The 20296-nt window shown below is 53.8% G+C and carries 15 protein-coding genes; 9 read left to right on the top strand and 6 right to left on the bottom strand.

Annotated features, from left to right (window positions below; all coding sequences use genetic code 11):
• The first annotated feature begins 32 nt into the window (after nt 1-32).
• The 7 genes from Q1A74_RS12710 (at nt 33) to Q1A74_RS12680 (ending at nt 10010) form a co-directional block, all read left to right on the top strand.
• Complete coding sequence (locus Q1A74_RS12710; protein ID WP_299596535.1) at nt 33-1976, top strand: aconitate hydratase; 1944 nt, start codon at nt 33-35, stop codon at nt 1974-1976.
• A 136-nt stretch (nt 1977-2112) separates the two neighbouring features.
• Nucleotides 2113-2736: a hypothetical protein gene (locus tag Q1A74_RS12705; protein ID WP_299596532.1), complete on the top strand. Its 624-nt coding sequence runs from the start codon at nt 2113-2115 to the stop codon at nt 2734-2736.
• Nucleotides 2737-2816: 80 nt separating this feature from the next.
• Entirely contained in the window at nt 2817-3395 is a 579-nt protein-coding gene (locus Q1A74_RS12700) for a cysteine hydrolase family protein (RefSeq protein WP_299596529.1), read from the top strand.
• 250 nt (nt 3396-3645) lie between these two features.
• Complete coding sequence (locus tag Q1A74_RS12695) at nt 3646-6252, top strand: TonB-dependent siderophore receptor (RefSeq protein WP_299596525.1); 2607 nt, start codon at nt 3646-3648, stop codon at nt 6250-6252.
• 322 nt (nt 6253-6574) lie between these two features.
• Nucleotides 6575-7603, top strand: a complete 1029-nt coding sequence (locus tag Q1A74_RS12690; protein ID WP_299596522.1) for a YaaC family protein — start codon at nt 6575-6577, stop codon at nt 7601-7603.
• A 91-nt stretch (nt 7604-7694) separates the two neighbouring features.
• Complete coding sequence (locus tag Q1A74_RS12685; protein ID WP_299596518.1) at nt 7695-9272, top strand: DUF262 domain-containing protein; 1578 nt, start codon at nt 7695-7697, stop codon at nt 9270-9272.
• A 600-nt stretch (nt 9273-9872) separates the two neighbouring features.
• Nucleotides 9873-10010, top strand: coding sequence for a hypothetical protein (locus Q1A74_RS12680; RefSeq protein WP_299596515.1), 138 nt, complete (start codon nt 9873-9875; stop codon nt 10008-10010).
• A 94-nt stretch (nt 10011-10104) separates the two neighbouring features.
• On the opposite strand, the gene Q1A74_RS12675 is transcribed toward Q1A74_RS12680, so the two are convergent.
• Both Q1A74_RS12675 and Q1A74_RS12670 read right to left on the bottom strand, forming a co-directional pair.
• On the bottom strand, nt 10105-11808 hold the full coding sequence (locus tag Q1A74_RS12675) for a protein adenylyltransferase SelO family protein (RefSeq protein WP_299596512.1): 1704 nt from the start codon (nt 11806-11808) through the stop codon (nt 10105-10107).
• Between the two features lie 243 nt (nt 11809-12051).
• Nucleotides 12052-13659, bottom strand: a complete 1608-nt coding sequence (locus Q1A74_RS12670; RefSeq protein ID WP_367275395.1) for a phytoene desaturase family protein — start codon at nt 13657-13659, stop codon at nt 12052-12054.
• A 216-nt stretch (nt 13660-13875) separates the two neighbouring features.
• Here Q1A74_RS12670 and Q1A74_RS12665 point away from each other — a divergent pair, with 216 nt between their 5' ends.
• Nucleotides 13876-15441, top strand: a complete 1566-nt coding sequence (locus Q1A74_RS12665) for an alkaline phosphatase family protein (protein ID WP_299596507.1) — start codon at nt 13876-13878, stop codon at nt 15439-15441.
• Nucleotides 15442-15460: 19 nt separating this feature from the next.
• On the opposite strand, the gene fetB is transcribed toward Q1A74_RS12665, so the two are convergent.
• From fetB to Q1A74_RS12650, 3 genes are read right to left on the bottom strand one after another with little or no spacing between them, the layout of a single operon-like run.
• Complete coding sequence (gene fetB / locus Q1A74_RS12660) at nt 15461-16255, bottom strand: iron export ABC transporter permease subunit FetB (protein WP_299596504.1); 795 nt, start codon at nt 16253-16255, stop codon at nt 15461-15463.
• Nucleotides 16252-16857, bottom strand: a complete 606-nt coding sequence (locus tag Q1A74_RS12655; protein WP_299596500.1) for an ATP-binding cassette domain-containing protein — start codon at nt 16855-16857, stop codon at nt 16252-16254. The genes fetB and Q1A74_RS12655 overlap by 4 nt, the downstream gene beginning before the upstream one ends.
• Nucleotides 16858-16873: 16 nt before the next feature.
• Complete coding sequence (locus Q1A74_RS12650) at nt 16874-17326, bottom strand: DUF2214 family protein (RefSeq protein ID WP_299596497.1); 453 nt, start codon at nt 17324-17326, stop codon at nt 16874-16876.
• A gap of 220 nt (nt 17327-17546) precedes the next feature.
• On the opposite strand from Q1A74_RS12650, the gene parC reads away from it, so the two are divergent.
• Nucleotides 17547-19796 (top strand): DNA topoisomerase IV subunit A, encoded by a 2250-nt coding sequence (gene parC, locus Q1A74_RS12645; RefSeq protein WP_299596494.1) that lies wholly within the window; start codon nt 17547-17549, stop codon nt 19794-19796.
• 98 nt (nt 19797-19894) lie between these two features.
• Here parC and Q1A74_RS12640 read toward each other — a convergent pair whose 3' ends face one another.
• A complete protein-coding gene (locus tag Q1A74_RS12640; protein WP_299596995.1) occupies nt 19895-20164 on the bottom strand; it encodes a DUF2147 domain-containing protein in 270 nt (89 codons plus the stop codon).
• Between the last annotated feature and the right edge of the window lie 132 nt (nt 20165-20296).

Raw genomic sequence — 20296 nt, 5'->3', positions numbered from 1 at the left:
ATCGACACCGAACGCATAACAGGAGAGACATCATGGCCAAAAATCTCACCCACCAGCTGATCGAGCAACACCTGGTTAGCGGCAAGATGAATCCAGGCGAAGCCGTACAGCTCAAAATCGACCAGACCCTGTGTCAGGATGCCACTGGCACCATGGTAATGCTCGAGTTCGAGGCGCTGGGTTTACCCAGAGTCAAAACCGAACTCTCCGCCCAGTATGTGGATCACAATATGATCCAGGCGGACTTCAAGAATGCCGACGATCATCTGTTCTTGCGCAGTGCCAGCCGCAAGTGGGGTGTTTGGTTCTCACGCCCCGGCAACGGTATCAGCCACGCCGTGCACATGGCCTGCTTTGGCATACCGGGAAAAACCCTGCTGGGTTCCGATAGCCACACCTGTGCGGGTGGCGCCATGGGTATGCTCGCCATGGGCGCGGGCGGGCTGCAGGTGGCGTTGGCCATGGCCGGCTTACCATTTTCTCTGGTGATGCCCGAAGTCATCGGTGTGGAAGTTACCGGCAAGTTGCCACCCTGGGTCAGTGCCAAAGACGTCATTCTGGAAATGCTGCGGCGCTACGATGTAAAAGGCGGCGTCAACAAAGTATTCGAGTATTACGGCCCCGGGCTCGACAACCTCACCGCCATGGATCGCCACGTGATTGCGAATATGGGCCAGGAAATGGGCGCAACGGCCAGCGTCTTCCCGGCGGATGGCAACCTGCGCGCATTTCTCAAGCAGCAGGGGCGTGAAGACGATTTTGTCGAATTGAAAGCGGAAGAAGGGGCGGGCTACGACCACCACGAAAAGATCGATCTGTCCAAACTGGAACCGATGATTGCGTGCCCCTCCAGTCCGGGCAACGTGGTTACCGTGCGCGAAGTGGCCGGCAAGCCTATCTATCAGAGTTATATCGGCTCTTCCGCCAACCCTGGCCTGCGGGACTTTGTCATTCCCGCGCAGATGGTGGACGGAAAAAGCATTCCCGAAGAGATTTCCCTGGACATCAATCCCACCAGCCGCCAGTTACTGGAGGAGATCAGCCGCAGTGGCGACCTCAACCGCTTGCTGCAGGCCGGTGCGCGCCTGCATCAGACCGGCTGTAACGGATGTATCGGCATGGGCCAGGCTCCCGCCAGTGGGCGTATCAGCCTGCGCACTGTGCCGCGCAATTTCCCCGGCCGCTCCGGTACCCAAGAAGACCAGGTGTACCTGTGCAGCCCGGAAACCGCCACCGCCAGCGCGCTCGCCGGCAAGATCACTGACCCGCGCGATATGGACATGGACTATCCGGAATTCACCGAACCGGAAACACTGAACGACATGCGCCCGCTGCTGCTTGCGCCGCAAGATACCAGCAACGAAATTCCTGTAGAGTTGGAAAAAGGCCCCAACATTCAGCCACTCCCGGACTTTGAACCACTGCCAAAGGAACTGAGCGGCCCCATCCTGCTCAAAACCGGCGACAATGTGTCCACCGACGAAATCCTCCCGGCAGGCACCGACATATTGCCACTGCGTTCGAATATCCCCGCCATCAGCCACTACACCTTCTCGCGTATCGACGAAACCTTCTATCAGCGCGCTATGAAGCATAAGGGAGATTGCTTCGTCATCGGCGGCGACAACTATGGCCAGGGCTCCAGCCGCGAGCACGCGGCCATCGCGCCGCGCTACCTCGGCGTGCGTGCCGTTATCGCCGTATCCATGGCCCGTATACACCGTCGCAACCTGATCAATTTTGGGGTAGTGCCACTGCTATTCCAGAAACCCTCCGACCTGGCTCGCCTGAACCAGGAGGACATGCTGGCGCTGCAAGACCTCCCAGCGCAACTGCAAAATGGGCGAGAGGTACAGGTTCAGCTTGCAGACGTAAAAACCCTGACGGTTACCCACAATATGAGCGATGAAGAAGTAGCCACAGTAATTGCCGGTGGGTTGATCAATGAAGTGCGGACTGCAAAGCTCAAAGAGTGACCAGTTCTGAACTTCACCCTTGTATAATTTTGCGCCAGAATTTCTAATGTACCGTGCCTGCAAACCGGGTGCGGTATCTTTGTTTTATAGGCGAAAAATAGGTAAAGAGAAAAATAGAATTACAAGGGGTAAGATTTTGATTCGAAACCGAAACCTGCTTGTGGCGGCACTCGCCACATTTATTTCCTCCACAACGGCTGCGCAGGAAATGGGTACGGCAAAGCCAATAAACAGTTTTTATCAGGGAAGCTGGGCTTTCCAGGGTGAGCTCTTCAACTTTGACCCAGAAGTGGCGCGTTACGAGGGTATATCTGACAGCGGCTACGGTCTGGGAGCGGGGTACAGCGGTGAAAAAGGCCTGTTCAATTTCAATATCGCCCTGGGCGTAATCCTGATCGACGATGAAGATCAGTTTGAGCAGGACGTAGAATATGAAGGCGGTGGCTTCGGTACCGAGAGCTCTTCCATCAGTGCCGTTACTGCCAACCTCGATGCCGGCGTACAGTATCCAGTAAGCAGCAGTGGAAACCTTATTCTCGGCTTGAATGTTGGGTTCCGGCAACTGGAGGCTGAGCGCGAAATTTCCAATTGCAGCAACTGTGACACCGAAGGTGTGGGGCTTGGCAGCGAAACGTACTTTAAACCATTCGCCAAAATGACCTTTGGTAAGCGATGGGATGGTACCCTGGCTCTGTTCAGTTATACCGGTGATAAAGGGCTGGATAACTCAGTACAGTTCAGTTTGAACTGGAAAAGATAAGCCCTTGCTGTCGTCAACCTTCCAGCGTGTCTGCGAGCATAAACAGCGATGATCAATCCGTTATACGTGGCGAGTGAACCGTGTTTAATTCAGTAAACCCGATCCTTTTGGTGGTTGATGTACAGGAAGCCATTGATTCTTATGAGTCAACGGAGAGAAATAATCCTGACGCTGAAGAAAATATGTCTCGTCTGATTGGTGGGTGGCGCGCTAAAAACCTGCCAGTCATCCACGTAAGGCACTCATCCAAATATGAGAATTCGCCTTACCATAAATCATCGAGTGGATTTGCATTTAAGCGTATTGTAAAACCTGCTCCCGGCGAGAGTGTTGTTACAAAAAGCGAAAACTGTGCGTTCATCGGAACCAACCTCGAGTCGGCAATTAGAAGCCTGGGTGCCACAGAGATCGTGATTTGTGGAGTACTTATAAATAATTCGATCGATGCAACCATTAGAGTCGCTGCCGGATTGGGTTTCTCGGTGTTTCTCCCCCAAGACGCTACCGCAGCCTACGGCATGAAAGGATTGAATGGAAAGTTCTATCCGGCAGACGATGTTTTTTGGCTGTATTTATCAAACCTTGCTGGGGAATATTGCCATGTCGTCACTACAGACCACGCCCTGAGCCCAAGCCCAGAGCTCAAATCTCTCACCTGAGGGTGGATAAAAGGCGCCCTGATTCGTCGTGGCGCCAAATTTATCTACCGGTTCCATCCCCTTTGTGACACGTCTGGCGTTTCCCTCTCCCCGTCTTGTTTCCCATTGAAGTGCCATTGGCCTTGCCCTAATCTGGTGCAGCTTTTGACGTTAACGTAAACGTTTCCTGCGTCAAGGGTGACAACCAAATGGCAATAATAAATAGAAACATTCATCCCAATTAATTTGAAAAATAATAGGACGGGACTTTATGAATAATTTCAATAAAAATGCACTTTCGTTCGCCGTAGCCGCTGCGATGCTGATCCCAGCTAGCCAGGCAATGGCGCAGTCCGATGAAGAGAGTACCAGTAACGATCAACAGGCGATGGAAGAGGTGATCGCCACCGGTACACGCAAGGAGGGCGTGTTGCCCACCGAAACCCTGTCGCCGGTAGATGTGCTCGGCGGCGCCAATTTGTCCGAGCAGGGCAGTTTCGATCTCACCGACTCCCTTTCCAAAATCGCCCCGTCGTTCAATACCCAGCGCTTTCCTATTGCCGATGGTACCGCCTTCATCCGGCCGGTAACTCTACGCAACCTCTCTCCGGATCAGACCCTGGTTCTGGTCAACGGCACCCGGCGTCACCGCTCCGCACTGGTGAACCTGCAGTTGGCCCCACTCGGCACCAACAACCAGGGCTCCCAGGCGGTGGACTTCTCCGCGATTCCTTCCGCGGCTATTGCCCGAGTCGAAGTACTGCGCGATGGTGCATCGGCGCAGTATGGTTCCGATGCCATTGCCGGCGTAGTGAACGTGATCCTGAAAGACGATGCCGAGGGCGTGAGCCTGAGCGCGCAGACCGGTGAATATTTTGAGGGCGACGGCACCCGTACCAGTCTCGCCGCCAACGCCGGTTTCGGCCTCGGTGACCGGGGCTTCGTAAATGCCACGGTAGAGCACTCGACCGCAGACAAAACCTGGCGCGGCGCCGCGCGCCCGGATGCTGAGTTTGTCGGCTCGGTAGTGGGCGCAGATCTGGTGCCACTAGATGGTCTGGGCCAGCGCTGGGGCGATCCGGAAGTGGAGACCACCAAGCTGTTCATCAACACCGGTTACGATCTCAACGACCGCGTCGAGCTCTACGGCAATTTCGGCTATTCCGATAATGCCACCATTTCCGACTTCTTCTATCGCGGTCCGGTACTGGATCCGGAACACGAATTCGACGCCCGCGCCACCTTGCAGGCTGACGCCGACGGCGACTTTATGCCGGACAACGCACCGATGGATCTGGTCAACAGCATCCTCGGCCAGAACCTCGACCCCGCTGACTACCTGGTGGCTGACAGCAACAGCCCCAGTGGCTATGTGCTGCGCAACCCGATTTACACCCAGTTCCCCGGCGGCTACAACCCGCAGTTCGGTGCCGACATTGTGGATATCTCTGCAGTGGTGGGTGCCCGCGGTGAGCTGCCTTCCGGCATGACCTGGGACCTCCGCGCCCGCACCGCCGAGAACGAGGTGACATACGTACTGAAGGATTCCATCAACCCAAGCCTCGGGCTGTTGTCTCCCACCAGCTTCAACCCGGGTACGCTTACCCAGGAAGAGACCAGTGTGAATGCCGATTTCGTGCAGCCCATCGAAATTGCCGCACTGGCCACACCTCTGAACGTCGCCTTCGGTGCGGAGTGGCGGGATGAAACCTACAAAATCGGCGCCGGTGATGACGCCTCCATTGCGGTAGGGCCCACCGCTGCCGTATTCGGTGTAGGCTCCGACGGCTTTCAAGGGTTCCCCACAGAAGCGGCCGGCCGCTATAGCAGTGAAAGCATGGCCGCCTATGTGGATATGGAAGCCGACCTCACCGATCAGTTCACCCTCGGCGCAGCGCTGCGCTATGAGGATTACGACCTGTTCGGCTCTACCGCCAACTGGAAGCTCTCCGCACGCTACGACTTCTCCGAGATATTTGCTCTGCGCGCCACCGCCAATACCGGCTTCCGCGCGCCCACACCCGGGCAGGTAAATACCCTCAATGTCACCACCACCGCCAACTCCGACGGCAGCCTGACCCCCAGTGGCACCTACCCGGTAGACCACCCGGTTGCCCAGGTACTGGGCGCACAGGAACTGAGCCCGGAAGAGTCCACCAGCTTCACCCTGGGTGCGGTGATCAACCCGCTGCCCAACACCAGCGTCACCATCGATTACTACAACATCGATATCGAAGACCGCCTCGCACTCCGTAACAACACCATCGGCGATGCCGAAGTAGACATGCTGACCAGCGCCGGCGTTGCCGATGCCAACCTGCTGCTGAACAGCAACGTTAACTACTTCACCAACGCCTTCGATTCCGAAGTCAGCGGTATTGATCTGGCGGTGACCAGTGACTTCGACCTCGCCGGCGGCCTGTTGGTAGTGGACCTGCGCCACAACTACAACGAACAGGAAGTGACCGACGTAGCCCCCAACACCGTCAACGCCACCCGCGTATTCGACTTTGAAAACCAGGTGCCCAACCAGCGCAGCACGCTCACGTTTGATTACGACACCGGCGGCATGCTGCAGGGCTACCTGCGCTTCAATCGCTACGGCGACTGGCAATCTACCGGCGGCCAGCTGGAAGCCGACGGTAACGACACCTCCAATGCCACCCGCTACGGCGGCGAGATCCTGACCGACATCGAAGCCCGCTTCACCTTCGCAGAGAACTATACCGTTGCCGTAGGCGGCGAGAATATTTTTGATGTGGAAGCCGATGAAGAAGGCAACGGTACCCTGCAATTCCTCGGCGTCCGCCAGGCGCTGACGTCACCGTTCGGGTTTAATGGTGGGTTCTGGTATTTGCGGGCTAGCGCGAATTTCTGATCGGTAGTTAACCCGACTAATGGAAAGGCCACCCTTTGCGGTGGTCTTTTTTTACAGCTGGTATTGCTGTCAGCGTTAGCCCTATAGGGCTAAGGCTGTCGATCATCGTCGCTGTAATTGTGTGTAATGGATTTTATGAGCTGAAAACGTGACGTATTTATCATTTTGTGGCTAGATAGCGGTTTATATCCATATATGGGCACTTCACGGGCTTTGGTACATATGTGGATACTTTGTGGGCAGGCATAGGCATTTCGGTGGCTCCTATTCATGCTCACGCCCACAAACAAGCTGTTATGGCAATTAATATTTTGGAGTCTTAGTGGCGCATCGAGAGATACAATACAAGAACAAGCCGCTAACGATTCACAAGGCGGTTAGCGATCCAAGCTTTAATGAGAAGACTATTCTTGTAACGAGCACCTGGGATTATATGGGATTATGGTTCAAGCGGAATCACAAAGAAAAAGCCCTGTTTTATTGGCAGCAAGCGCAACACTTTTATCATGCAACGACTGAGTTGCCTAAAAACTCTTCACCTCTAACTGCCTATTACTGCATGTTGAATGCAGCTAAAGCTTTTTTGCTCGCCAAAAATATTACTTTTAGTGATAGGCATGGTGTTAGCGGACGTCAAAGAGCAGGCCAAACATACCTTTCGAACGAAATAGTTAAATTTAAAGGTGGGGGTATCCTTGCGGAGCTTTGTCGTCATCTGGACGAATCAGCCAATAATGAAGAGCATAGTCTGCAGCACTTGTTGTATAACATGCCATTCATCCATAGGGCCTATGACCTATCCTATGATTCCGCGCCAGAGCTATTCATACCGATCAAGAATCCAGAAATAGTTCGTTCCCGAACTACAAATGAGGCGTGGTTCTCTGCTGAATTGGATAAGAAATATTCAAATATGAATACTGTGAATAGGCTATCTAATAACTACGAAAGAGATGAAGGTATCACAGATCGTTGTGTTATTCGTTCCACGCGGCGATTTCAATGGGTTCCGTCTCAAAAGGCCCAAAGCTTGCTGAGATACCAGCAATATCATAAAACACTGAGAAAAGATCTTTTTTATATACATAGCCCTCAACGTCTTTGGTACATAAAACGTAGTAACGGAGTTGAAGGTTTTATTGAGCGTTCAACAATAACATTAATATTTGCAGCTATGCATAGACTAAGCGAGCTAGCGCGATATAGCCCGGAACGCCTGGCAAAGCACTTTGAAGGCAGGTACAACTGGCTTCTTTCGGAGTTCATAAGCATCGCGCCGTTACAGTTTATCGACGAACTGTCTTGTGAGCTAACAGGTTATGAGTTCATGCCGCCAGGTAGGGTATCGTAGCCATAACAAAGCGCTGCTGTCGGACAATTTTTCCGCAGAGCACGGCGTTATGCGAATAGTTAAGTGCCGAAACTAAATTTAGGATCTACCAATGAGTGAGCCAATTACAATCACTAAGCTTATTGACCGAATCTCAAGCGGTGATATCCGAATACCTGCTTTTCAACGTGACTTCGTTTGGGAGCCAGAGCAAGTAGCATTTCTTCTGGATAGCATCTATAAGGGATTTCCTATTGGTACTATGATCCTGTGGAAGACTGATAAGCGACTGGAAACAGAGAAAAGGCTGGGGTGCTTTGAACTACCGCCTCCCAAAAAAGACTACCCTGTAAATTACGTACTCGACGGCCAACAACGGTTAACAAGTTTATTTAGCGTATTCCAAACGGAGCTTACTCCAGTATCGGAGGAATGGGTCGACGTTTACTTCGATATGTCTGCACAGGAAGCAATACAGGAGTCTCTATTTGCCGCGCTCGATCCTACTGAAGTAGATCCATCAAGACATTTTCAAGTCAAAACATTTTTCGATAGTGTAGCGTACCGAAAAGCTACAAGAGACCTATCAGACGACGATGTGGTCAAAATTGATGCTGTCCAAGAGAAATTTAAAACTTACCTTATCCCAAATGAAATATTTGAAACTGAAGATCGGAATAAGGTGGCTATTGTATTTGAGCGAATCAATCGAGCAGGAACGGAACTCGATGTATTCGAACTTTTAGCGGCTTGGAGCTGGTCAGATCAGTTCGACTTGGTGCAAAAGTTTCAGGATCTTGAAGAGAAAATAGAGGATCACAATTTTGGCGATTTGTGCAAGGAGAGGGATTTACTCCTGAAGGTTTGTGCTGGGGTTATTTCAGGAACCACTACGCCAAAGACAATTCTTGACCTTAAAGGCGATGATATCCGTGACCGATTTGATGAAATAAATGCAGGAATTCTCGGTGCTATTGATTTTCTTCGTCGAGAAGCCGGAGTTAAACATTTTAAGATGTTGCCATTCCCCGCTCTATTGGTACCACTTAGTGTTTATTTTGCAACCACAAAAAAAGACGGTCAGAAATACTCGTCTAGACAAAAGGAAGTTATTCTAAAATGGTTTTGGATATCAATTTTTTCTAGAAGATTCAGTGCAGATGTAAACGAGAAACAGGCCTTTGATATTCGTCAAATGTTGCAACTCAAGGATGATGAAACTTACTCTTTTAGCTTACCTAAAGAGGTGGTTAAGATTGATTTTGAGCATTCAAATTTTTCGACTGGTAATGCCAACTCGAAAGCGCTAATTCTTATGCTTAACTCGACCTCACCTAAATCATTTCTAAGTGGGGCGGCTATAGATTTGGATAAAGTACTCAAGAAAGGCAGTAAGCACGAGTATCATCACATTTTCCCTCGTGCCCACCTTGATAAAGCTGGCGTCGACCGACAGGAGATCAATGTCCTTGCTAACATCTGCTTTCTGACTCGTGCCGACAACAACAAAATAAAGGACAAATCTCCAGCTGAATACGTTAAAGATATAGCAGAATCAAAGCGGGATGATTACCTCAAAGGGGCGATTATTCCCGGCAATTTCGGCTCATTAGACTACTCAAATTTTGTGCGTGAGCGGTCGAAACTATTGGAAGCGCGTGCACATGAGCTAATGGAAGGGGTGTTCTAGCTGGGTATTCACCCTGAGTAGATCTATAACTGGAGGCGGCAGTTCCACCGCCTCTCTGATAAATAATTCAACTCTGTCGATGGGGTAGACTAATCCAAGAAAGAAAGCGAGTCTGTGCAGAAGCTGACGCGAGAGAATGAGACGCTCCGGAAAGAGGTCGAGTTTCTAAAAAAGGCGACGGCGTACCTCGTGAAAAACCAAGACTGAAGTGCGCACTGATCGAGCAGTGCCGGGACGACTTCCCGCTGACGATGATGTGTCGCCTGTTGAAAGTATCCACGGCAGGATACTACAAGTGGGAAGAACATAAGGGGGCAAGTCTTGACATAATAATGTTTTTTATCGGCCGCTCCTCTAGATGCCATAGTTACACGCAAAAAAGTAGACACCATAAAAACAGTCGTTTGCTTCCGGCCAGTAGGACAGAAAGAGCTGGAACTGGTAAAAGAGTCCGGCTACAAGGCGTGGCCACCAAGACTGCCAGAGCAGCCAATCTTCTACCCAGTTACTAATGAAGAATACGCAATAGCGCTCACCCAATGGAACATTACCGATTTTGGCAAAGGGTATGTCACTCGATTTTATGTCAATAAAGAGTTTATGGACCGATACCCGATCAAGTGTGTCGGCGCAGCTGGCCATGCGGAGTGGTGGATACCCACGGAAGATCTGGATGAGCTCAATAAGAACATCGTTGGGAAGATCGAAGTGATTCGCGAGTACGGGGCATCGAAATAGTGATCTTCCCCCGCCTTAACGGACACTCGCTGTAGCAGCGACTCATTGCTGCTCACTAGGGAAGTTCCAAAAATCGGCTTCAGAAATGCCGCGCTCAAGATGAGCAGCTGTAGTGTGATACGCCCCCTGCATTGAAATACTCTCTGGGCCTCAGGCGGTAGTATTTCTCTTCGATTTCTTTTGATTGCTCATCATAAGGGTAGCTCAGGACTTCCTGTAGCTCCTTGATCAGGCCGTAATCACCCTGTGTGGCCTGTTGATAGGCTGGGACGATCAGCCATTCACGCCACGCATACTTCGGGTTGATGCGTTTCATCTTTTCAGCTGCCGTCGATAAGTCATAACCGACCAACACCAGGTCGCGCCAGTCACTTAACCAGGACTGCCATTTTCCGTCGAGCTCAGAGGATGTTTTGACATAGAAGCTTTTTTTCAATGCGGCAATATCCTCAGGTATATGGGAAAGCTCACGAAAGAACATGGTGTAATCCACCTCTGAGCGACTCATGAGCGTCACCAGTTCCTTAAAAAGATCCAGGTTGAACTCTGTGAGACCGAGCTTGGCTGCCCACATGTGATGCAATTGGTCTTGCATTACTTCCTGGAAATCACGGCGTATTTGATCCAGCTGTTCTAGTGCTTCATTGTCGTCCGCGAGCAGGGGGCGGATGGCCGTCCAGAACATATGAAAGTTCGCCTCTGCGGCGGTTGGCTGGTTGAAGAATGAAAAATGCTGACCGCCACCGGTCCAGGGTTGGAATTCGGGGTCAAAAACTTCACAAAAACCAAAGGGGCCATAATCCAGCGTAAAGCCGCCAGCGGCGCAGTTGTCGCTGTTGAAATTTCCCTGGCAATAACCTACACGCAGCCAGTTGGCGACCAATGCGCTAAGACGCTGGCGAAAGAATCGCGCTAACTCAATCAATTGATCTGAAAAATTAAGGCTAGGGTCGATGTCGTCTTGGTATTCTCTGGCAATCAAATGCATAACGATCATGCGCAGCTCTTCATGAGCATTGTCATGTGCATTGCTGCGGGCGCGGCGGGCAAATAATTCAATTTGCCCAACACGCAGGAACGAAGGTGCTACGCGTGTTGATATTGCCACCGGGTTCTCGGTGATTATGTCTGGATCAAATGCGCTGGAATGATCGGAATACCAGGGGCGGGATACGGTATCCGTTTTTGATACATACAGGGTTAACGAGCGGGAGGTCGGCACACCCAAAGCGTGCATATACTCCTGTGCGAGAAATTCACGTACGCTTGAGCGCAATACCGCGCGCCCGTCGGCTCCGCGGCAATACGGAGTTGGGCCGCCCCCTTTTAATTGCATTTCCCAGCGCTGCTCGTTAAATACCCCTTCGAACACGGAGATGGCCCGTCCATCACCATACCCGTTGCCGGTGCCAAATGGGCATTGCTGGATATATTCAGTACCGTAAATTGATAGCGCATAACCTGTTGCCCAGCCGAAGTTATGCATAGGGGCGCGGGCTGCGGAGATATCCCCAGAGAATAACTGGGTAAATTTTGGGTCTTGGGCAAGTTCGTCGCTGAGTCCTAGCTCTTGAAAGAGACTGCGGCTGTGGGCGACATATTCTGGCTGTCCAATCGGTGTTGGTGTTACCGGCACGAAGTGCCCTGAGAATACTGGGCGCGCGCGGTGGTCATTGCCATCCGTTGTAGCGTCTGGGTCGGCATTTAAGCTATCCATCAACGAGTAATCTACCTGCTGGACAAATTCATCGAAGGTGGTCACCTTGGCTTTGTCCGGCGATTTGGATGGCTGAGTCATTGTTGTCAAAACCTATGGTTGTACTGGCGATGGTTGTGCAGGCTATGGTTGTGTGGGTGTACCTGTCAAAACGGCTTTTTAAAAAAAACGGTACAAGCGGACCTACTTCATGCGCTCAAGAGTAACGTTGCGTAGTGGCCAACGGTTTCCGGACAGTAAAGTTAAGGTCAGATTTTAAAAAGTGCTTCAAAAGTAGCGTGCCTGCTTTTCACGTCTGGTTACCGTCTTTGCCTGGGTAACATCTCAACCCTTCAATATCTCCCGCGCCGCATTATGCCCCGGCACCCCAGTCACGCCACCGCCTGGGTGAGTGCCGGACCCGCAGATATACAGCCCCTCAATCGGCGTGCGGTAATCACTGAATCCCATAAACGGGCGGTTGCTCCACAGCTGGTCCAGCCCCAATGCGCCGTGGAAGATATCGCCTCCCATCAAGCCGAACTTGCGCTCCAGGTCCAGTGGCGAATGAATCTGACGGGCGATGATGGCATTGCGAAAGTTGGGCGCGTATTCGGTGACGGTGTCGATAATGGTATCGGCCGCCTGTTCGCGCTCGCTGTCCCAGTCTCGGTCGCCCGGCAACTCTGGGGCGAACTGCTGGCAGAACAGGCTGGCAACGTGCTGCCCTTCGGGGGCCAGTGAGTTATCCGCCGTTGAGGGGATCAGCATTTCAACAATCGGTTTTTTCGACCAGCCGAACTGCTTGGCATCCAGATAGGCCTGTTCCAGGTATTGCATACTGGGGCCGATAACGATGCCGGACTGGTGGTGTGGCTGCAGTTGTTTGCCCGGGCGGCAGGTGAAGTCGGGTAGCTCTTTCAGGGCCACGTTCATACGGAAGGTGCCGGAGCCGACTTTAAAGCCCCGCACCCGGCGCTGGAATTCCGGGTCGAGATGTTGGTGGTCGACCAGTTTTCCGAACAGCAGTTTTGGGCCCACGTTGGCAATCACTTTGCGGGCGAGGCGGGTTTCTCCGCTGGTGAGTACCACGCCTTTCGCCAGGCCGCCCTCGATCAATACTTCTTTTACTTCGGCGCCGGTGATGACTTCTACACCGAGCTGTTTGGCCTCTTTCAGCATAGCCTGGGTAATCGCACCCATGCCGCCGATGGCGTGGCCCCAAGCTCCTTTCTCGCCATTGACCTCGCCGAATACGTGGTGAAGCAGTACGTAAGCGGAGCCGGGTGTGCTCGGGGCTGCGTAGTTACCCACAATGGAGTCGAATGCGAAGGCGGCTTTCACCTGGTCGCTTTCAAACCAGGTATCCAGCACATCGCTGGCGCTTTTCGTGAACAGGTCCAGGGTATCGCGGCGCTGCGCCATGGTGAGTTTTCGGGCGCGCATACCGAAACTGCCGGCGCGGATAAGATCCGCTAGTCCGCCGCCTACATTGGGCGGGGTGCGCAATAGTTCCTCGCGCAATACATCGGCTACCGTCTCCAGCATTTCATAAAAGGCGGGCAGGGCGGCGGCGTCTTTCTCAGAGAAGCGCGCAATCTCTGCGAGGGTGTCCTGCGGGTTTTTATGGAACGACAGACTGCCGTTATCCGGGTGCGGAAAGAGGTTCGATTGCGGGCGCAGTTTGATCTGCAGGCCGTGCCGGTGCAGATTCAGGTCGCGGATGATTTGGGGGTTCAGGAGGCTGACGGTATAGCTGGCCACAGAGTTGCGGAAGCCGGGGTGGAACTCCTCGGTAACCGCTGCGCCGCCGACAATATCGCGGCGTTCCAGAATGGTGACTTTGTTGCCGGCTTTGGCCAAGTAGCAGGCACACACCAGGCCATTGTGGCCGCCGCCGATGATCAGGCAATCGTTCATTATTATTGTTCCTCGCTCAACTACTGCGCTCAATCGATTGGATGTTTGCCAATGGAATAGCGCCATCCTGCTCAAGGTCGGGAGCAATGTCTATACCCGCGAAACCCGCTTGGGCCAGGTACGCACCCGGCAGTGGGTGGGATGTCTCACCTGGGCGCAATGGCGCTACATCTAACGTGACCAGGTTAGTTCTTTATGGCTAGATAGTCTTGGTGTGGAACAGTAAAACCTGAGAACAAGGATTGTCTGATGAGTAACAATGCTCCCGTTAAACACATCGTTTACCTGATGTTGGAAAATCGCTCACTGGATCATCTACTGGGGTGGTTATATGACGCCGATGAATCCTGCAATTTTATTCCGGAGCCGCGGGCAGGCTTTAAGGCACCTCCCTTCAATGGCTTGAATACGGGGCACTATTCAAATAGCTACCAGGGTAAGGTGACGTTTGCATCCAGGGTGGCGCCTTCACAGGGACGATCTATTCCCGATGTTGACCCCCACGAACCTTTTGAACATGTTCAGGTGCAGATCGCGGACAACATGCAGGGGTTTATCCGAGATTACGCCAGTGCCAGCAATCATCCCGAGCAGATCATGCAGTGTTATACGCCAGACTCTCTGCAGGTCATCAATTACCTGGCCAAATCTTACGCGGTGTCCGATGTCTATTTTTCCTCTATTCCAACCCAGACAAACTGCAATCGCGCGTTTTCACTGACGGGAAATTCGATCGGCTATTACCACGATCTAAGCGATACCAAATATGCCATGGTGGATAACTATTGGCATGTCGATGGTTATCCCTATGAATTCAGTGAAAAAACACTCTGGAATGTGCTCTCGGAGAATGGGTACGACAGCCCGGAAAGGGATTGGGCAGTGTTCTACAGCCAGACCTGGCCGGGGTTCGAATTTGACGAAGGAAATTACTGCTTTACACAGGATCTGCTGTGGCCCTCCCTGGGCGATAAATCTGCACATTTCAAAGACCTGAGCGATTTCTTTGCGCTCGCGAAGGCCGGCAGCCTTCCCCGCTTCAGTTACCTGGAGCCAACCTGGTTTGAAAAAAAATGGGGATTCGGGCACAACGGAACCGATTATCATCCGCCCGGTGATCTGGCTCAGGGAGAGGCGTTTCTCTGGGATATTTATCTCGCCCTGAAAAATTCGCCGGCCTGGAAGGATACGCTGCTGATTATCAATTTCGATGAACACGGCGGTACCTACGATCACGTGGAGCCGCCTGCAGCAGTGGCTCCCTGGCAAAATCCGGAAGATGGTACGGTCAAGCCCGAGCTGAGCCCAAAGCATCCATTTGATTTTGATCGCCTGGGTGTGCGTGTGCCCCTGTTACTGATTTCACCGCGCATTCCACCGAAAACCGTGTTCCGTCCAGGTGGGGATACTGTGTTCGATCACACATCGGCGATCGCGACTATTTTGAGTTACTTCGAAATTCCCAGGGAAAAATGGCAGCTGGGTTCTCGCACCGCTAATGCGGCGACCTTCTGGAATGTGTTGCGGGACGTTCACGTGATTGCACGGCCGGATGAGGACGACCAGATTTCCGTGTGGCTGGATCAGAAACGCAAGGAAACGCCGCAACCTGCAGGGGCGGGTGCCGAGCACGCAGAGGTCAACGAGTTACAAAAAATGATCGCTTACCGCTATGCCTGGAGAATGGTAAAAGGCACGCATTTTCCGATGGAACAGTTTGTCAGCGAGTACAGAGATCAGTTTATGCAAGCGGAGCAGATGCACCACTTGAACTGCCTGATTCGGAGTGTGCTGGATTCGGTCTGTGTTGAATAGCTGGATAATTCAAACGAGGCTACCGGGTCAGACGGTCCAGCCGTAATCTCTCTCGCCCATCAAACAACCGGCGCGCGCAGAGTGTCACAGCCACGAAGGTACCAAAGCCGGTGCCGGCGGCGATGGTGAACATGATCAGTATCTGATATTTCACTGCCAGCGCCGGCGAGGTGCCGGCGAGTATCTGTCCGGTCATCATGCCCGGCAGGGAGACGATACCGGCAGCGGCCATGGCGTTGATGATCGGGGTAAGGCCGGCGCGCATGGCGTCGCGGCGGAATTCGCCAATCGCCTGTTGTGCGGTCTCGCCCAACATCAGACGGTTTTCAATAATGTTGCGTGAACGCTTTGCGCTCTCGGTCAGCCGGTCCAGAGACAGGGCGACACCGGTCATGGTATTGCCAAGCAGCATGCCCAGTAAGGGGATGGCGTATTGCGGTGTGTACCAGGGATCGGGGCTGATCACTGCAACCAGTGTCAGTACGGTGACGGCGAAGGCGGAGATAAACATCGACAGGGTGCCGATGCCAAAACTCCAACCGCCCCGCAGATTGTATTTCTGCCGCGCCACCACTTCGCGCCCGGCGAGCAGCAGCATGCCGATGCCCATCAGTGCCACCCAATGCAGGCTGCCGACGGAAAACAGCGCTTCCAGTACCAGGCCCACGAGGGTGAGCTGAATCGCGGTGCGGGCAGCGGCGATCAGCAGCGATTTGCCCACACCCAGGTGCGCCAGAAAGGTGCACGCGGCCAGGGCGATGATCAGTAATGCCGTCAGCGCCAGTTGCCACCATGAGAGGTCGATGACATTCACGGTGTCATCGCCTGTTCTTCAATCCCGGTGTCCACAATATGCACGTGCCGGTCGGCCACGCGTGCAATCTGGTCTTCGTGATGCGCGACCCACAGCGTCGGTAGCTGTTGTTGGCGAATATTGTCGCGCAACCAGGTTTCCACCCGTTCGGTACTGTCTTTGTCGAGATTCGCCGTGGGTTCGTCCAGCAGCAGTGCTGCCGGTCTGCGAAGCAGGGCGCGTATCAGTGCCAGCCGCTGCTTCTCTCCGGAGGAAAGGCGGGATACTGGCCAGCCAAATGCGCCCGCTTCCAGCCCGAGTTGTTGCAGGGGTTCCTGCGAGCGTTCAGGGAAATGTTCCCCCACGGTATCGTGCCACCATGCGCTTTCTGCGGGTACCAGCATTACCTTACTGCGCCAGCGGTGGCCGGGCATATCGCTCTGGCCGATGGCCCCAAGGCGCACAGTGCCGCTGTGTAAATCCAGGTCGGCAATGGCGCGCAGCAGCCGGCTTTTACCGGAACCGGACGTTCCAGACAGGCAAACGATTTCGCCGGCGCCCACGTCCAGGTCGATATTTTCCAGGTTGCCAATGGAAAGATTGTTGAGTGCGAGTGACGTCAAGTTCGGTTCTGCCGGTTCAGCCAAAGTAGCCGATGCCTCTGGCCATCAGTGCGGCGCACAGGGCCATACCGACGATGGCAGTAAGTTCGGTGTGTACGATGATACGCATCCAGCGGCGTTTGCGATCGCTGATGTCAGGAATCTGGCCTGCGCGCAGGCTTTTCCCCCAGCGCAGAAACTGGATGGTAGGGTAGATGGAAAGCAGGGCAGCAATCACGAACAGCGCCAGCTTTGCGTGAAAGGCCCCGTTCTGAAAATAAAAGCTCGCCCCTTTTTCGAAATAGAACACGCGCAAAAAGCCCACGATCAAAAGTAGCGCAGCGGAAATACCCAGGATACGGTCAACGATCCGAATTTTGCGAGCGTTCTGCAGGGTAAAACTCTGCCCCAGAAGCACCAGCTGCATGGTCAGCACCGCGGTCATGGCGATAAAGGCCAGATGGTGCAGAAAGGCGAAGAGTGCGGGCATATCCGTTCCCCGAGTTGGTAGATTGCGGGGTAAGTTATCACAGGTTTTCGGGGAGGTGGGGAGCTTGAAATGGCATATCGGCCAGGGAGATCGCAGTCTCGCCGGTTAAAAAGTGGCCAGAATGCGGTGTTTGGTGCGGCCTGGGCCAGCGCCCTTTGAACCCGCTGCGTCACTCCGCCATAATCCAGCTCTTTCCGCAGAATAACGAGACTCTCGCAGTATGACCGAGCCTTCAGTCTACGACGCCTCCGAACGCCAGAACCTGGCGGATTACACCGAGAAGGCGTACCTGGATTACTCCATGTACGTGATTCTCGACCGCGCCCTGCCCAACCTCGGCGACGGCCTCAAGCCGGTACAGCGCCGGATTGTCTACGCCATGAGCGAGCTTGGGCTGAAGAACAGTGCTAAATACAAGAAGTCTGCGCGCACCGTGGGCGATGTGATCGGTAAATACCATCCGCACGGCGATAGCGCGGTGTATGAAGCGATGGTGCTGATGGCGCAGCCGTTTAGCTACCGCTACCCACTGGTGGATGGCCAGGGCAACTGGGGCTCGCCGGATGACCCAAAATCCTTCGCGGCCATGCGGTACACCGAATCGCGCATGGGCAAATACTCCGAGGTGCTGCTGTCTGAACTTGGCCAGGGCACCGTGGATTGGCAGCCCAACTTTGATGGCACCATGGACGAGCCCGCGGTACTGCCGGCGCGCGTCCCCAATATTCTGCTGAACGGCACCACCGGTATCGCCGTGGGTATGGCCACAGATATTCTTCCGCACAATCTGCGCGAAGTGGTGGATGCCACTGTACACATGCTGGAGAACCCCAAAGCGACCGTCAGCGAGCTGTGCGAGTTCATCCAGGGCCCGGATATGCCCACCGAGGCGGAGATTATCTCCCCCCGTGCGGACATGCAGAAAATGTATGAGACCGGCAAGGGCTCGGTAAAAATGCGCGCGGTGTGGACGAAAGAAGACGGCGATATCGTCGTTACCGCACTGCCTTACCAGGCCAGTGGCTCCAAGGTGCTGGAGCAGATTGCCGCACAGATGCAGGCCAAAAAACTGCCGATGGTGGGCGACCTGCGCGACGAATCTGACCACGAAAATCCCACCCGTCTGGTGATCGTTCCCAAGTCCAACCGCGTGGATCTGGAGCAGGTGATGAACCATCTGTTCGCTACCACCGACCTGGAGAAAAGCTACCGGGTCAACATGAACATGATCGGTATCGACGGTCGCCCGCAGGTGAAGTCCCTGGACAAGATCCTCACCGAGTGGCTGAGCTTCCGTACCGTTACCACGCGGCGTCGCCTGCAGTTCCGCCTCGACAAGGTTGAGAGGCGTCTGCACCTGTTGGACGGCTTGCTGATCGCGTTTCTCAATATCGATGAAGTGATCGAAATCATCCGCACGCACGACGAACCCAAAGCAGCGTTGATCGAACGCTTTGGTTTGTCCGACGTGCAGGCGGAATACGTCCTCGATACCAAGTTGCGCCAACTGGCGCGCCTCGAGGAAGTAAAAATCCGCGGCGAGCAGGCGGAGCTGAACAAAGAGCGCGATACTCTGACCAAAACCCTGGGCAGCGAGCGTCGCCTCAAAACCCTGATCAAGAAAGAGTTGCTGCAGGCCGCCGACGAGTTCGGTGACGAGCGCCGGTCCCCGATTGTGGAGCGAGAAGAGGCCAAGGCGTTTAATGAAGCGGACCTGCTGTCTTCCGACCCGATCACTGTAGTGCTGTCTGACAAGGGCTGGATCCGTCAGGCCAAGGGCCACGAGATTGATCCGACCTCGCTCAGCTACAAGGCCGGTGACGGCTTTAAATTCGCCGCTCGAGGCAAGAGTAACCAGCCGGCGCTGGTGCTCGACAGCACCGGGCGCAGTTACGCCATCGCCGCGCATTCCCTGCCGTCTGCGCGGGGGCAGGGGGAGCCGTTGTCCGGTCGTATCAACCCGCCATCGGGGGCCACTTTTGAAGGGCTGCTGATGGGCAATGACGAGCAGAAGGTATTGCTGGCGTCGGACGCAGGCTACGGCTTTATCGCCACCTACGCCGATCTGCAGTCCCGCAACAAGGCCGGTAAAGCCATGTTGAGCCTGCCGAAAAATGCCCGCGTGTTGCCGCCGCAGGAACTTGAAAGCCCCGAATCTGCACTGCTCGCCGCCGTTACCAGCGAGGGCCGGATGCTGGTGTTCCCGGTGACGGAACTGCCGCAGCTGTCCAAAGGCAAGGGCAACAAGATCATCAATATCCCTTCCGCTCGCGCGGCCAGCCGCGAGGAGATCGTCGTGGGAATCGCGGTGCTGGAAGGCAAGGACCAGTTGATCATTCACGCCGGTAAGCGCCACACCAAGATCAAGCTCTCGGAGCTGGAACACTACGAGGGAGAGCGGGGCAGGCGCGGTAACAAGCTGCCGCGGGGCTTCCAGAAAGTGGATAAAGTCGAGGTCGAACGCAAATAGGCTGGGTTGTCGACAGCAAAGAAAAAGAGGGCTAAAAAGCCCTCTTTTTTGTTTTACTTTGCCGGATATCCGGTCTGAGTCCGCTAGAAGAAACCGAGCTAGCCAAGCACCTTCAGAGTGCCATTCCCTTCCCACATCTTGCCGTCATAAACCTTGCCCTTTATCGGATCGAGAATCTGACCGCCTTCGTACGCATCGCTTTTTCTCACCATATCGGTGATGACATTCATACCGACAATTTCCTGTCCTTTTCTCTCGTCCGGGCGGGCATCGCATACCGTGTCGCCCAGCTTCATCGGCCGATCCACCACCTTCCCGCAAGCCGCTCGAGTAGATTTTCGTGAAACCGTAGAGGGTTTTGCGAAGATTTATGCGCAATCGGTTTGGGAAATTCCTTCTAGAACGTCAACTCTTGCGAAAGACAGAAAAAGTAGGCCGGACATTAAGTTGGTTAAAAAACCGGATCGAAAAATGGCGAACCCGGAATCAATGCCGAGTGC

It is taken from the genome of uncultured Microbulbifer sp., assembly GCF_947504145.1.
In the GTDB taxonomy this organism is placed as follows: domain Bacteria; phylum Pseudomonadota; class Gammaproteobacteria; order Pseudomonadales; family Cellvibrionaceae; genus Microbulbifer.
The sequence above is the reverse complement of the archived record's forward strand: the minus strand, read 5'-3'. Positions and strand labels throughout refer to the sequence as shown.

Bases quoted from the DNA above. Each gene is read 5' to 3' on its own strand.
- Q1A74_RS12710 (WP_299596535.1), top strand. From the start codon at position 33: ATGGCCAAAAATCTCACCCACCAGCTGATCGAGCAACACCTGGTTAGC.
- Q1A74_RS12695 (WP_299596525.1), top strand. From the start codon at position 3,646: ATGAATAATTTCAATAAAAATGCACTTTCGTTCGCCGTAGCCGCTGCG.
- Q1A74_RS12685 (WP_299596518.1), top strand. From the start codon at position 7,695: ATGAGTGAGCCAATTACAATCACTAAGCTTATTGACCGAATCTCAAGC.
- Q1A74_RS12680 (WP_299596515.1), top strand. From the start codon at position 9,873: ATGGACCGATACCCGATCAAGTGTGTCGGCGCAGCTGGCCATGCGGAG.
- Q1A74_RS12675 (WP_299596512.1), bottom strand. From the start codon at position 11,808: ATGACTCAGCCATCCAAATCGCCGGACAAAGCCAAGGTGACCACCTTC.
- Q1A74_RS12665 (WP_299596507.1), top strand. From the start codon at position 13,876: ATGAGTAACAATGCTCCCGTTAAACACATCGTTTACCTGATGTTGGAA.
- Q1A74_RS12650 (WP_299596497.1), bottom strand. From the start codon at position 17,326: ATGCCCGCACTCTTCGCCTTTCTGCACCATCTGGCCTTTATCGCCATG.
- parC (WP_299596494.1), top strand. From the start codon at position 17,547: ATGACCGAGCCTTCAGTCTACGACGCCTCCGAACGCCAGAACCTGGCG.